The sequence below is a fragment of the Methyloversatilis thermotolerans genome, from assembly GCF_000372885.1.
Taxonomy (GTDB): Bacteria; Pseudomonadota; Gammaproteobacteria; order Burkholderiales; family Rhodocyclaceae; genus Methyloversatilis; species Methyloversatilis thermotolerans.
Window position 1 is genome coordinate 1,235,171 of sequence record NZ_KB889967.1, and the last position, 13,413, is coordinate 1,248,583.

Consider the following 13,413-nt stretch of genomic DNA (forward strand, 5'->3'; position numbering starts at 1 on the left):
CCTGCGAAGGCCGGCCGGCGGCTCCGTTCGAGGATGAGGTCGCGAGCAGGGCTCGCTCCTACGACAACCCGGCTGCGTTCGTAGTCAGGGCGTGCTTCTGTAGGAGCGACCCCCAGGTCGCGACGCGGCGCATGCGGGCCGCCGGCTTCGTTCGATAGTGGTGTCGCGAGCGGTGCTCGCTCCTACGGGAAGCGGGCTTCGTTCGTGGTCAGGGGGCTCATCTGAAGCGCCCCATGTTTGCCCGCCCGATCCAGCGCGGCTTCAATCGTCGCGGCACTCCATGGCTTTCGCCACTTCGCGCGCGGCCAGGGCGCGCCATCGCTGTTCCACGTATTGGCATACCGCGTCGCCGCGCGTGCCGGCGCAGTCATAGCGCAGCGGCAGTTCGCCGGTCGCCGCGCGCCGGATATCGCGCTGCAGCGTGGCGTCCGGACTGGCGAGCACGCTTTCCGCATCGCGATCGGACAGTTCGGCCTGTTCGTAGCTGGCCCGTATGGCCGCGGCACGATCAAACCCCGCGCGCCGGGCGCGCGTCACCGTGTCGTCGATCGATGTGCCGAGAATCTGCGCGCGCAGTCGCGACAGGCGCGCGGCCTGGTAAGCCGGCATGCGGCTCGACAGTGACGCCAGCGATGCCGGGCAGCTCACCATCTGGAGCGCGACGCTGCGCCCTTCGCCAAGATCGAGCACCGGCCGGGTGAGCTCGAGGAAGTCGGGGTCGACCACCCGCAACTGACCGCTGAGCGTGGTCACCGCCCGGCCTTCGAGCTGCCGCGCCTGTTCGGGCGGCACGAGCAGGCCGAATTTCATGCCGCGATAGCGCACGTCGAGCCTGCTGCGGTCGGCGTCGTACGCGACAAGTTCGACCTGCAGCGCATGCGGGAGCGTCGTCTTTTCCTGTCGTTTGTGGAACGCTTCGGTGGTTTCGTAGCTGCCTTTGACCGCGCGCGCCAGCATGTCGTCCAGCGCGGGATTGCGCATGAGGTTCGGCGGCCACAGCCGGGACGTCCAGAGCTGCGCCGCGGCGTCGTAGTCCACTCGCTGCCCCCAGCCGCCCGGCGCCACAGGGGCGGGCAGTTCCGCCAGCCGGGCGCCGCTGCGGATATCGAACACGGGTATCGGGCCATCGCCTTGGCCCGAAGAGGATGCCGTCAGCGTGTTCGATTCCGCATCGAACTGTGCCAGGATGAAGTAGCTGTCGTTTCCATCGGATTTCGGCGCACGGCCGAGCCCGGTGTTCACGGTCAGGGCCGGCTTGCCCGCCGCATCCAGCAGCGTGACTTCGCCACTGCGTGCATCGGTCACGATCGCCCGGTCTCCGGCGACGATCAGGTGGGATGCGGGGCTACCCAGCGACCTGAAGGTGCACGACTGCAGATTCAGTTCGCCCGCCGGCGTGAAGCTGTAAAGCCGTTCGCCGACGGCGATCACGTGCAGGTACCCGCCGACCGCGAAGCGGCAAACGCTTGCCCCGCTCTGCGGCGTCCAGAGCACTGCCGCGGTCCCGCTTTCGCCGCCGCCCCAATTGAAGTTCCAGCGCGTGGTCAGTGCGTGGGACGTCGCCCCGACCCAGGTGACGCCCGGCGCCTGCTCGCCACCGCCATCCGCGTGCTGGGTGCGACGCAGCGCCTCGTTCCCGCGGTAATAGGTGACCGCATCCGGCGTTGTCGCGAGCACTTCCAGCGCACCGTTCACGTAGCGTGCCGTGCAATCCGGCGGTGCGTTCGCGCTGAGGTCGGTGTGCGCGAGCACGGCGCCGGAGCTGTCGTAGGCGACCACCCGCGTGCAGCGCTTGGCGTCGCCCTCCATGACCACCAGGGGCTGACCCTGCGCGCCCGACTGCAACTGCCTTACTGCGGTCCAGCGCTGGACGCTGGTGCCCTGCAGATCCAGCAGTTCGGCGGGGCCGCCATAGCGCATGTCGCGCGCGATCAGCCGCGCTGCACCGAAGAACCACACCTGATCGAAGGCCGATTGCGCGCGCAGCACCTTGCCCTCGGGCCAGATCACGACATCGCCGTTGCGCGCAACCCATGCCATGTGCTTTCCGTCGGGCGAAATGGCGACCGCGGAACGTCCGACGAGGGTGAGCCCGGGAGGCGTGTCGGCCGATGACTGCAACAACGCGCGGTGCAGCACCAGACGGCCGGCGTAGCGGCCCGGCGCGCGCAAGGCCTCCATGCGGGCGGCTTCGCTGGCGCGGGCGGCATCGGCGGCAAGCTGCTGCTGCGCCTGACGCCGCTCCGTCTCGGCAAACTGTTGCGCGGCGTCCTGCGCCTGGCGCCGCTGCGCCTCCGCCTGCTGCCGCTGCTGTGCCGCCTCGGCCCGTCGCTCGCGTGCCTCCTGTTGCTGCATCCACTGGTTCACACCCTGCATTGCGCGCCCCCAGGCCGCCGCGTCGTTGGCCCGGGCAGCGGGCACGGCGGCAATGCAGGTGACCGCAAGAACCAGCCAGAGGCGTTTCGTGCGCTGCGCGATCGATGTCATCGGTTCAGTCCTCGTGAATCTTTGTCCGCTGGCGATCGGCCCGTCGCGCATCTTCCACGGCGCGGATGGAACGCACGGTGCCGCAGCCGCTGGTGCCCACCACATGCCAGGCATCGGCACCGCGCGGGCTGCTGCGACCAAGGCAGATGTAGACCGTCTTGCCGACACACACCTGGGTTTCCGGATCGTGGCGCTCCTTCTCGTCGCTGACGAAGCGGCAGAACGGCGTGGGGAAGGCACTTTCGGTCCCGCCGCCGCTACCGCTGCCGTTGCCATCCGCGAAAGGCAGAAAGGCGGCCGCTCCGCGCCCTGCGGCGCCGCCCTTGCCGCCGGACGCACCCGCGCCGCCGTCGCCCTTCGCCCCCGTCTTGTCGCCGAAACCGAGAAAAGCGTTGGCATCCTTTGCGGCCGCGGCGGGTGGTGAACCCGGTCGATCGCCGCTCGCACCACCTGCCTTGCCCGGCACGGCCGGGGGCTGTCTCTCTTCCGCCGCGGCGTGACATTCCAGCGCGCGGACGGTGTCCTGCCATACGCGCAGATTCTCTTCACAGGTCTGCCGTTCGCTGCCGAAGTCGCTGCAAGAGCCCTGGCTGGTGATGCTTGCCAGTGTCTGGCGCGCCGCACGCAGCGCGTTGGCCGCGCCACCCTGGGCTTCGATCGGGTCGATGATCGATACCCGCCGCCCGTTCGCTGTGATGTCCATCGGACATCCGGCAGCGCGGCCCGCGTCACCGGCCGCCTGTCTGCGCAACGAGCTGCCGCCGTTCCCGCAGGCGGCGCGGGCTGCGGCGGCATGTTCGGTCACGCTCTGATCGGTTTCGACCGTGCGCCAGTCGGCCGTCTCGCCACAGGCGCGCTTGGTGGCGACCAGATCCTGCGCCACCGCGAGCGTCTTGCGCGCGCGCGCGCAGGCATCGGGCTGGCGTGGCAGAGTCCCCCAGAACTGCAGCACCTGCTCGCGTCGCTGGGCGCACGGCATGTTCTCGAAAGCGGGCCGGCCGGGCCAGGCGCTGGCATCGGGTGTCTGGGCAAACGCGGCGACCGGCGGCAGCAGCGCGACGCCGACGACGCAAAGACCGAACAAGAAGTCCTTGAACGCGCGCACGCGGCGCATGATGGAAAGCGGGAGTGAAGTCGCCAAGCGGAAGTCCCTTCGGGTGGTCGAGGGCATTCCGTGAGGTGGCGGCCCATCGCATCCATTATGAGGGGAATTTCTGTCCTGTCATGCGCACCAGCATGACAGGATCACGAAGGCGTCTGCAGCACCGCGGGAAGCGCCCGCACCCTACCCCGCAGCTTGCGCGCCGCGCCGGCCTCGTGCTGCTCCGCCGGCTCTGCCGGTCGGCGTCAGCGCTCCCAATCCGATATGTATGCGGCCTATGCCGGCCGCAGGCTTCGTTCGAGGGTGGAATCGCGAGCCGGGCTCGCTCCTACATGAACCCGCTTCGTTCGCGGCCTGGGCGAGCTTTTGTGGGAGCGGCCTCTGGCCGCGATGCGGCGCATGCCGGCCGTGGGCTTCGTTCGGGGTCCGTTATCGGGGTCAGACCCCGCTATCAGCGCATTCGTACAGATTCCGCGCTTATCCTTAGGGCGAGCGACCCCTTGAACTGAACCCATTCGTCGATCCCACCGACAGGCATCCCGAACAGACCATGACGACCCGCATCCCTGAAGCAGATTGGCGACGGCTCAGCACGCTGAAGCCGGTTGCGCTTGAGCGCCTGTGCAACCGTATCCTGGAAGAACTGATGCTCGTGGCCCAAAGCGAGGACACGAGCCATGAACGCTACTCGAACATCTTCGAGCTGATACAGGACCGCGACAAGCAGATCGCGCTTGCATTCGACGGGCTGAGCCGCTCCAACGCGCTGTACAAGCTGACCGAGATGCGACGGGAAAATCTGCTTACGGATCAGGAGTTTGCCGAGTTCAGCGACGAAACGCAGCGCATCGTGTCGCGCATGCTGTAAAGCGCTCAAGCGTGGTCCGCACACACACCGGATGACACGCCCGAAGGAACCGGGGCGGGTCAGAACTTCGGCACCGTCCCCTGCCCCTTCAGCTTGCGCACCGCGTCGGCCTTGAGTTGTTCCACCCACTCGGCCGACCGGCGGCTGCTGGCGACCATGCCGCCCTGATCGACCAGCCAGGCTTCGAAGTTCTGCACCGGTTCGCTGTTCCATTCGTAGCGCAGCACGATGCCGCAACGGGCGACGTCCGGCGTGGGGCCGAGCGCCTCGACCAGATGCGGCACGCGCTGCCGCGCGTACTGTTCCAGCACCTTCACCGCCCCCGGCTGCAGCAGCGTGCCCATGGCGTTATGCCAGGGGATGCGCTGGCCCTTTCGATCCTTGTCCACGCTGCACTGGGGTTTGCCTTCCTCGCTCCAGTGCACGACGGCGCGGCCACCGGCGACAGGCGGTGTGCGCGCGGCGTAAGGACCGTAGCGGCCGACCAGGGACGACATCATCTGTTCGCTGCCCGGCGGCTGCGGCGCCGAAGCGCGTCTCATCACCGCGATGACGCGCGGCTCGGCCGGCGGGCTGGCGAACCAGATGCCGATGCCCGATCCATTGTTCATCGTCGCGCCAATGTGGTCGAGGAATTCCGGCGACTGCAGCGAACTGACGCCATCGAAATAGGGGAAGGTGGCGACGGTGCGCTTCAGCTTCGCGCTGGCGTCGAAGGCCTGCACGGCCTTGACGGCTTCGGCTTCGGTCATGCCGATGCGCACGCCGGCGATGTCGAGTTTCGCGGCAGGGGTGGTGGCGTTCTGCGACTGCACGGGCGCCGCACCGGCGATCAGCGCGACGGCCAGTGCGAGGCGGGAAAGAACGGCTCGTGTCTGCATGGAAAAGCTCCTGTCATTTGATCCCGGCGGTCGTATCGCCGCCGGTGCAGTCCCGACTGATGCACCTGGGACATTAGGTTTCCGGTCGTGCGCCGCCCGTGCGCTATGGTAGAAACCGGCACGGGGCGCTTGCGCCCCCCAAACAGGGGAGAAACCCGCACACGGAGGCGCCACCCATGTCCTCACCGGAACTTGCCGACGCCCGCCTGTCGGCGCTGATCGCGCATTACTACGACGCTGCGCTGGACAGCAGCCTGTGGCCCGGCACGGCGACGCGCACCGCACAGGCGCTCGATTCCACCAGCACGGTCATCAAGCTGCATGGCGACGGCGCGCAGGTGGATCTGCTCGAATGCACCGACAATCTGGTGGTCGCGGAGCGCGACCGGGCCTGGGCCGAGGACTGGCACCGGCGCGACCTGTGGGTCGAGCGCTCGGTCGCCCACGGCCTGTCGCGCGTCATCACCGACGAGGATCTGGTGACACCCGAAGAGCAGGCGCGCAGCGGCTTCTACCGGGAATGGCTGCACCATCTCGACATCCACCACATGCTGGGCGCGGTGTTCCAGGCGGCCGATGGCGTCATCGGCGTGCTGGGCATCCATCGCGCGCGCGAAGCCGGCGCGTATTCCGAGGTCGAGCGCAGCAAGGTTGCGCTGCTGTTGCCGCACCTTCAGCGCGCGCTGCGGCTGGGTCGCCGCCTGTCGGCGCTGTCGCAGGCACACACCGCCGCCCTGCAGGCGCTCGACCGCGTCGATACCGGGGTGATCGTGGTCGATGCGCGCTGCCGCGTCATGATGTCCAGCGCGATGGCGGACACCCTGTTGCGCGGGAATACCGAACTTGCGGTACAGGGCGGGTGCCTCGTACTGCGACAAGCTGCGCTGCGCGATGCGCTGTCGGCGCGGGTGCGCGCGGCGATCGCTGTCGCCCGGGGCGAGCCGGGCGATGCCGGAGCCGCGCTGTGCATTCCACGCCGCGACCGGCTGCCGCTGTTGCTGGAAATCGTGCCGCTGCGCCCCTCGCTGTCGGTATTCGGCGATCAGGAGCCGGCCGCGCTGCTGTTCATCCGTGACCCGGAAGCGCCGGCCGATCTGGACAAGCTGCGCGCGCTGTTCGACCTCACGCGGACCGAAGCCGCGGTCGCCGCCGCGCTGGCACAGGGGCGTTCGCTGGAAGGCATCGCGTCCGGGCTGGGCATCGGCCTGGCGACCGTCCGTTCCCACCTCAAGCGCATCCTGGCCAAGACCGGCACGCACCGTCAGGCCGAAGCCGTCGCCCTGCTCGCCCGCAGCGTGTAAGGCTGCCAGCAGGCCCTCAGCGTGCGCCGGCGGAGGGCGTACCCGCCGCGGCTTCGCGCGTCACCGCGGCGCGGATGTCGCGCAGCCTGGCTTTCACCTTCGCGGCATTGTCCGGGCCCATGCGCAGCAGTATCTTGCGTCCTTCCGACAGCTTTTCCAGTTCCGGATCGGCAAAGGTGTACAGCACCCTGGGTTGCGCCACACGCAATGGCACAGCGGGCTCCGGGGTCGCCAGCAGGTGGTCGATCACCTCCACCAGACGATTGTTGAAATAGCCCTGCGGATAGCCCAGTTCGACATAGCGCGCCTGGAAGGCGTCGTAGTTCCGGACATAGGCATCGACCAGCGTCGCAGTCGGCACCCGTTCCATCAGTTCGACATAGGGCCGGTAGCGCTCGGCATTCGAAGCGTCGATCACGCGCTCGTCGCCGCTACCCGCGATCACCATCGGTCCCGGCACCGGCTTGACCGGCATCAGGCGGCGCGAAACGCGTTCGCGCGGCAGATTGTCCACCGTCACCACGATACGTCGCACGATATCAGTGGTGTTGAACATGGTGTCGAGCGACGCACCGAACAGCGCGCGCAATGCGATCAGCAGCCGGGCATCGAGGTCCGCCTCGGCAGCCGGCGCATCCGCCGCAGCCGGCACGTCTATCGGGTAATGCGGCGCGACATCCGGTGCCGGCGACGGACTTTCGGGCAGCGTCGCCACCGGCGGAGGATCGGCGGGCAATTCCGCGGGCGGTGGCGCGGCTGGCGGCTGCACATAAAAGAGATATCCACCGACAGCGATCGCCAGCGCGATCAGCACGGATATCACGGCGGTCGATTTCTTCATGGCGCCCTCCTCCCTTCGCGGTGAATGAAGATGGACAGAACCCTCGCCGGGGATATCCGGCCGCAAACATTTCCGGATGTTGCTCTGACATGGCCCCCAAGCAACCCCGCTTCTTTCGCCGATTGAGCGAGCTGTTGTGGGCGGCCGCGGGCCGCGATGCGGCGCATGCCGGCCGTGGGCTTCGTTCGAAGCTCTATCGCGGGCGAGCCCGCTCCCACCAAACCCCGGCGCCGTTCGTGATCGGCGAAAGCTTTTGTGGGAGCGGCCTCTGGCCGCGATGCGGGCCATGCCGGCCGCAGGCTTCGTTCAAGGCCGCATCGCGGGCAAGCCCGCTCCCACGAAACCTTGGCTCCGTTCTCGGCCTGGCCGAGCTTTTGTGGGCGGCCTCTGGCCGCGATGCGGGCTATGCCGGCCGCAGGCTTCGTTCAAGGCTGCATCGCGGGCAAGCCCGCTCCCACGAAACCTTGGCTCCGTTCTCGGCCTGGCCGAGCTTTTGTGGGCGGCCTCTGGCCGCGATGCGGGCTATGCCGGCCGCAGGCTTCGTTCAAGGCTGCATCGCGGGCNAGCCCGCTCCCACCAAACCCCGGCTCCGTTCGTGTCTGTCGCGAGTTTTTGTGGGAGCGGCCTCTGGCCGCGATGCGGCGCATGCCGGCCGCAGGCTGCGTTCGAAGCTGCATCGCGGGCAAGCCCGCTCCCACGAAACCTTGGCTCCGTTCTCGGCCTGGCCGAGCTTTTGTGGGCGCGATCGCGGGCGGCGGCGAGGGTCAGGCCATTGCGTCGGCGATGGCGCAGGCGGCGAGGAAGGATGCGCGCAAGGCGTCGGCCGGCAGATGCCGGCCGATCAGCACGATGCGGCTGGTGCGGGCTTCGTTTTCGTCCCAGGGGCGACCGTAGTCGAAGCCGGCGATGCGGTGCACGCCCTGGAAGATGAGCCTGCGCGGTTCGCCGGCGATCGACAGCACGCCCTTGTAGCGCAGCAGGTCGACCGAGTAGTCGGCGATGAGCGCATCGACGAAGCTTGCGATGCGATCAAGGTCGAGCGCCCGGTCGGTTTCCAGCAGCAGCGAGCCGACCGCATCATCCCAGGACTTGCGCAGCGTGCCGCCGAAACCGGACAGCGCACGCGGCGACACCGGCTGCCAGCCGGCAACCGGCAGGCCCTTCTCGTCCAGCGTGAAACCGCCGATGGCGAGCAGGTCACGCCAGTGCTCGTCGGCGCTGCCGGCAACGATGATGGGCGCGCGCGCATTCACGCGCTGCAGCCGGGCACACAGTTCGTAAAGTTGCTCCGGCGTCACCAGATCGGCGCGGCTCACCACGAGCCGGTCGGCAAACGCGACCTGGGAGGCGGCGACGCGCTCGCCGCGGAACTGCTGGTCGAAATGTACGGCGTCGACCACCGTGATGACGCCATCGAGGCGGTAACGCTCGCGCAGCACCGGGTCGTTGAAGAAGGTCTGTACCACCGGTGCCGGATCGGCCAGGCCGGTGCTTTCGATCACCAGCCGGTCGAAAGCCAGTTCGCCGGCATCGCGCCGCGCCATCAGAGCGCGCAAGGCCTCGCCCAGTTCGCCCTGCACGCTGCAGCAGATGCAGCCATTGGACAGTTCCACGACCGACACTGCAGCGCGGTCCACCAGTCCGCCGTCGATGCCGACCGCGCCGAACTCGTTCTCGATCACCGCGATGCGCTGGCCGTGATCGGCCGCGAGAAGCCGGTTCAGCAAGGTGGTCTTGCCCGCGCCAAGAAAGCCGCTCAGCAAGGTGGTCGGAATCGGGTCCATCGGATTCACGGCAGGCATTCCAAAAAAATGCCGGGGAAGGCTTGCGCCGACCCCGGCCAATAAGGAGGAGGTGGTACATCGGCGAAGGACGCTGCCGCGATCGACAAGGTCCTAACAACATTTGCCGGAAGCGCCGCCGAAGCGCGCTTCCTGGCGTTCACGGAAAAACTCTTCATAGGTCATCGGCGCCCGGTCCGGGTGCTTCATGCGCATGTGCTGCACATAGGTATCGTAATCCGGCAGACCGACCATCAGGCGGGCCGCCTGACCCAGATATTCGCCCATGCGCGCAATGTCCTTAAACATGATGACACCCCGGGGCGCCCGACCCGTCGCGCGGCTGCGCGGTCGGCAGCAGCGTGACGGGCCCGGTGCGCACTTCTTCTGGAAGATGCGCCCGCATCGAGCACCCGTTTGCCATCACGCCCTGCCCGCCTCGGCGTGCAGGCCGTGATGCGATTCGCGCACGCTCGGCCGGTCGTCGCGCAGTGCCTGCATCACCTTGCGGATACCGAAGAAGGTGATGGACAGCACCACCAGCACGAACAGCGATGCGAGCGCGGCATCGACATAGTCGTTGAAAATGACCTGCTGCATCTGTTCGATGCTCTTGGCCGGCGCCAGTACTTCGCCGTTCTCCGCGGCGGCGCTGAACTTGGCGGCGTGGGCCAGGAAACCGATCTTCGGGTTCTCGCTGAATACCTTCTGCCAGCCGGCGGTCAGCGTGCAGGCGAGCAGCCACACCGTGGGCAGCACGGTCACCCACATGTAGCGCTGCTTCTTCATCTTCACCAGCACCACGGTGGCGAGCACCAGCGCGACCGCAGCCAGCATCTGGTTGGCCACGCCGAACAGCGGCCACAGCGTGTTGATGCCGCCCAGCGGATCGACCACGCCCTGGTACAGGAAGTAGCCCCAGGCGGCGACGCACAGGCCGGTGGCGACCAGGTTGGGCACCAGCGCCTCGGTGCGCTTGAACGACGGCACGAAGGTGCCCATCAGATCCTGCAGCATGAAACGGCCAGCACGCGTACCGGCGTCGACCGCGGTCAGGATGAACAGCGCCTCGAACAGGATGGCGAAGTGGTACCAGAACGCCATCATGGCCTGACCGCCTATCACCTGGTGCAGGATGTGCGCCATGCCGACGGCGAGCGTCGGCGCGCCGCCGGCACGCGAAATGATGCTGGTTTCGCCGACGTCGGCCGCGGTCTGCGTCAGCATTTCCGGCGTCACCACGAAGCCCCACTGGGAAATCACCGTGGCCGCTTCCTGCGCGGTCTTGCCGATCAGCGCTGCCGGGCTGTTCATCGCGAAGTACACGCCGGGATCGATGACCGAGGCGGCCACCAGCGCCATGATGGCGACGAAGGACTCCATCAGCATGCCGCCGTAGCCGATCAGTGGCGCATCGGTTTCACGATCGAGCAGCTTGGGCGTGGTGCCGGAAGAGATCAGCGCATGGAAGCCGGATACCGCGCCGCAGGCGATGGTGATGAACAGGAAGGGGAACAGATTGCCCGACCATACGGGACCGCTGCCATCGATGAACTTCGTTACCGCCGGCATTTCGAGCTGGGGTGCGACGATGAGGATGCCGAGCGCCAGACCGACGATGGTGCCGATCTTGAGGAAGGTCGACAGGTAGTCGCGCGGGGCGAGCAGCAACCAGACCGGCAGCACCGATGCGACGAAACCGTAGCCGATGAGCATCCAGGTAAGCTGCTTGCCGTCGAAGGTGAGCAGCGGGCCCCACACCGGATCGGCCGCCACCCAGCCACCGGCGACAATGGCCAGCATGAGCAGCACGAAACCGGCGATGGACACCTCGCCGATGCGGCCGGGCCGGACATAGCGCATGTACAGACCCATCAGGATGGCGATCGGGATGGTCGCGGCGACCGTGAAGAAGCCCCAGGGCGAGTGCGCCAGCGCCTTGACCACGATGAGCGCCAGCACGGCCAGGATGATCACCATGATCATGAAAGCGCCAAACAGCGCGATCACGCCGGGCACCTCGCCCAGTTCGGACTTGATCAGATCGCCCAGCGAGCGCCCGTCGCGGCGCGTGGAAATGAACAGCACCATGAAATCCTGCACCGCGCCGGCGAACACCACGCCGGCGAGGATCCACAGCATGCCCGGCAGGTAGCCCATCTGCGCCGCCAGTACCGGTCCGACCAGCGGGCCGGCACCGGCAATCGCCGCGAAGTGGTGACCGAACAGGATGTTGCGGTTGGTGGGTACGTAGTCCAGGCCGTCATTCCTGGCCCACGCCGGCGTGATGCGGCGGGCGTCCAGCTCCATGACACGGGTGGCGATGAAGCGCGCGTAGAAACGGTAGGCGATCAGGTAGACCGATAGTGCGGCCAGCACGATCCAGAGGGCGCTGATGCTCTCGCCGCGCGACAGCGCGACCACGCCGAGACAGGCGGCGCCGGTCACCGACAGCGCGGCCCAGCCGAGCTTGGAAATCAGGGGGTTCATGTGTCTCCTCGGGCGCCCGGTGGTCCGGGCTGCAGCGACCGCGACCGCGCGGCCTCGTGTCGCCAGCGCTCCGCTGGCCGCCGCCGCCCGCTGACGGGAGCGAACGCGGGCATGCACGGACGCGACGACTGTCGACCTCCTGCCCTGCGACAGCGCATGTCTGCGCTGCAAGCGGGTGGAGTACCGGGAGTATGGTTGGCCGGGCAAAGCCCCCGCATCGGTGCGATTACGCAGTGGCACTCCGCGCCAACACCTAGCGGTAAACCCTGAGTGCTGCGTCAATCCTGCAAAAGACCCGGGGCGGGTCCTGTACAGGACCCGCCCCGGACAAGGACGACGCGTGCCGGACACGCGTCGCCACCTCGCCACGCCGGGACATGCGCACGCCGCCCCGTCCCCGGGGGGCGGAATGCGCCGGCACCGTCAGCCGTGCATGCGGCGTTCCCAATCCTTCACCTGCCGCTCGGCTTCGTCGCGTGCGACGCCATAACGTTCCTGGATCTTGCCCGCGAGCTGCTCGCGATGGCCTTCGATCACATCCAGTTCGTCATCGGTGAGCTTGCCCCACTGTTCCTTCACCTTCCCCTTCAGTTGCTTCCAGTTGCCTTCGATACGGTCGCTGTTCATGGCGCTTCCTTTCTATCGGTGGTTGGAAATCACTGCACAGGCCCGCTCGCTCACTGTTCGAGCAGGTCCGCCAGTTCGTCGGCGTGCTCCTCCTCGTCATGCAGGATGTCCTCGAGCAGACGCCGGGTGGTCGGGTCCTTGTCGCCGATGAGCGAAATCATCTGGCGGTAGCTCTCTACCGCGATGCGCTCGGCGACCAGATTGGCCCGGACCATGGACTTCAGGTCGGTTGCTTCGTCGTAGTCCGCATGACTGCGATCGAGCAGCCGCGACGGGTCGAAATCGGGCTCGCCGCCCAGTTGCACGATGCGTCGCGCCAGCAGGTCGGCATGCGCCGCCTCCTCGTCGGCGTGCTCGCGGAACTCGTCGGCGATGGCCGGCGAATTCATGCCATGCGCGGTGAAATGATGGCGCTTGTAGCGCAACACACAGACCAGCTCGGTGGCCAGCGCATGGTTGAGCAGATGAACGATGTCCTCGCTCCAGGCGCTGTTCGCGGGCGTGACCGCGCCTTTGTCCAGGTCCTCGCTGGCTCGGCGGAGGGCATCGTGATCCAGCGTCATCGCCCCCTTCTCGTCGTTCTTGCGCAGGGTCGCTATGGTCATGGTCATCTCCTTGTCCGGGTATGGCGTGTCAGTTCAGTGCCTTGATGCCGAGCAGTCCCAGCACCAGGAAGATGACGAACACAGCCACACAGATGAAGAAAAGAATCTTGGCGATGCCGGCGGCACCGGCGGCGATGCCGGTAAAGCCGAACACGCCGGCCACGAGCGATATCAGTGCGAATATGAGAGCCCACTTCAGCATGACGTTCTCCTTGTCTGAGGGATGATGGAATGCGATCGCAGGCGGGCGCCGAAGATCGCTGCGGCATGGGATGAATGATCCGGGAGGGCGACCAAACGGCGTATCGGCGATCCGGCAGCGCCGTGTAGGCGGATGACACCGCCTTGTGGGTGCCGTCCGACAGTGGCGCACCCGGCACCCCGGAAACGCCGTTATCCGGGCGCGACGCACGCGGCTGAAACGCCTTAT

General features: G+C 67.4%; 12 protein-coding genes. 2 read left to right on the forward strand and 10 right to left on the reverse strand.

The genetic code is table 11. The features are described from left to right. Positions 1–261 precede the first annotated feature (261 nt). A complete protein-coding gene (locus A3Q7_RS0105140) occupies positions 262–2,487 on the reverse strand; it encodes a hypothetical protein (protein WP_018410789.1) in 2,226 nt (741 codons plus the stop codon). Between the two features lie 4 nt (positions 2,488–2,491). Next, positions 2,492–3,628 carry a hypothetical protein gene (locus A3Q7_RS0105145; RefSeq protein WP_026224509.1) on the reverse strand — a complete coding sequence of 379 codons (1,137 nt, stop codon included), beginning with the start codon at positions 3,626–3,628 and terminating at the stop codon, positions 2,492–2,494. Positions 3,629–4,139: 511 nt separating this feature from the next. Between A3Q7_RS0105145 and A3Q7_RS0105150 the strand changes: the two genes are divergently transcribed. Next, positions 4,140–4,457, forward strand: coding sequence for a hypothetical protein (locus A3Q7_RS0105150; RefSeq protein ID WP_018410790.1), 318 nt, complete (start codon positions 4,140–4,142; stop codon positions 4,455–4,457). 59 nt (positions 4,458–4,516) lie between these two features. Here the strand turns inward: A3Q7_RS0105150 and A3Q7_RS0105155 are convergent, their stop codons facing one another. Beyond that, a complete protein-coding gene (locus A3Q7_RS0105155; protein ID WP_018410791.1) occupies positions 4,517–5,338 on the reverse strand; it encodes a hypothetical protein in 822 nt (273 codons plus the stop codon). Between the two features lie 176 nt (positions 5,339–5,514). Here A3Q7_RS0105155 and A3Q7_RS0105160 point away from each other — a divergent pair, with 176 nt between their 5' ends. Then, a complete protein-coding gene (locus A3Q7_RS0105160; protein ID WP_018410792.1) occupies positions 5,515–6,639 on the forward strand; it encodes a helix-turn-helix transcriptional regulator in 1,125 nt (374 codons plus the stop codon). Positions 6,640–6,655: 16 nt separating this feature from the next. Here the strand turns inward: A3Q7_RS0105160 and A3Q7_RS0105165 are convergent, their stop codons facing one another. The 7 genes from A3Q7_RS0105165 to A3Q7_RS20455 form a co-directional block, all read right to left on the reverse strand. Beyond that, positions 6,656–7,480 carry a DUF3014 domain-containing protein gene (locus A3Q7_RS0105165; protein ID WP_018410793.1) on the reverse strand — a complete coding sequence of 275 codons (825 nt, stop codon included), beginning with the start codon at positions 7,478–7,480 and terminating at the stop codon, positions 6,656–6,658. A gap of 764 nt (positions 7,481–8,244) precedes the next feature. Then, positions 8,245–9,282: a CobW family GTP-binding protein gene (locus tag A3Q7_RS0105170; protein WP_018410794.1), complete on the reverse strand. Its 1,038-nt coding sequence runs from the start codon at positions 9,280–9,282 to the stop codon at positions 8,245–8,247. A gap of 93 nt (positions 9,283–9,375) precedes the next feature. Then, positions 9,376–9,570, reverse strand: coding sequence for a YbdD/YjiX family protein (locus A3Q7_RS0105175; protein ID WP_026224511.1), 195 nt, complete (start codon positions 9,568–9,570; stop codon positions 9,376–9,378). Positions 9,571–9,684: 114 nt separating this feature from the next. Further along, positions 9,685–11,751 carry a carbon starvation CstA family protein gene (locus A3Q7_RS0105180; protein ID WP_018410796.1) on the reverse strand — a complete coding sequence of 689 codons (2,067 nt, stop codon included), beginning with the start codon at positions 11,749–11,751 and terminating at the stop codon, positions 9,685–9,687. A 423-nt stretch (positions 11,752–12,174) separates the two neighbouring features. After that, positions 12,175–12,378 (reverse strand): CsbD family protein, encoded by a 204-nt coding sequence (locus A3Q7_RS0105185; protein ID WP_018410797.1) that lies wholly within the window; start codon positions 12,376–12,378, stop codon positions 12,175–12,177. Positions 12,379–12,428: 50 nt separating this feature from the next. After that, positions 12,429–12,983 (reverse strand): ferritin-like domain-containing protein, encoded by a 555-nt coding sequence (locus A3Q7_RS0105190; RefSeq protein WP_018410798.1) that lies wholly within the window; start codon positions 12,981–12,983, stop codon positions 12,429–12,431. A 28-nt stretch (positions 12,984–13,011) separates the two neighbouring features. Next, a complete protein-coding gene (locus A3Q7_RS20455) occupies positions 13,012–13,185 on the reverse strand; it encodes a DUF1328 domain-containing protein (RefSeq protein WP_018410799.1) in 174 nt (57 codons plus the stop codon). Positions 13,186–13,413: the final 228 nt, after the last annotated feature.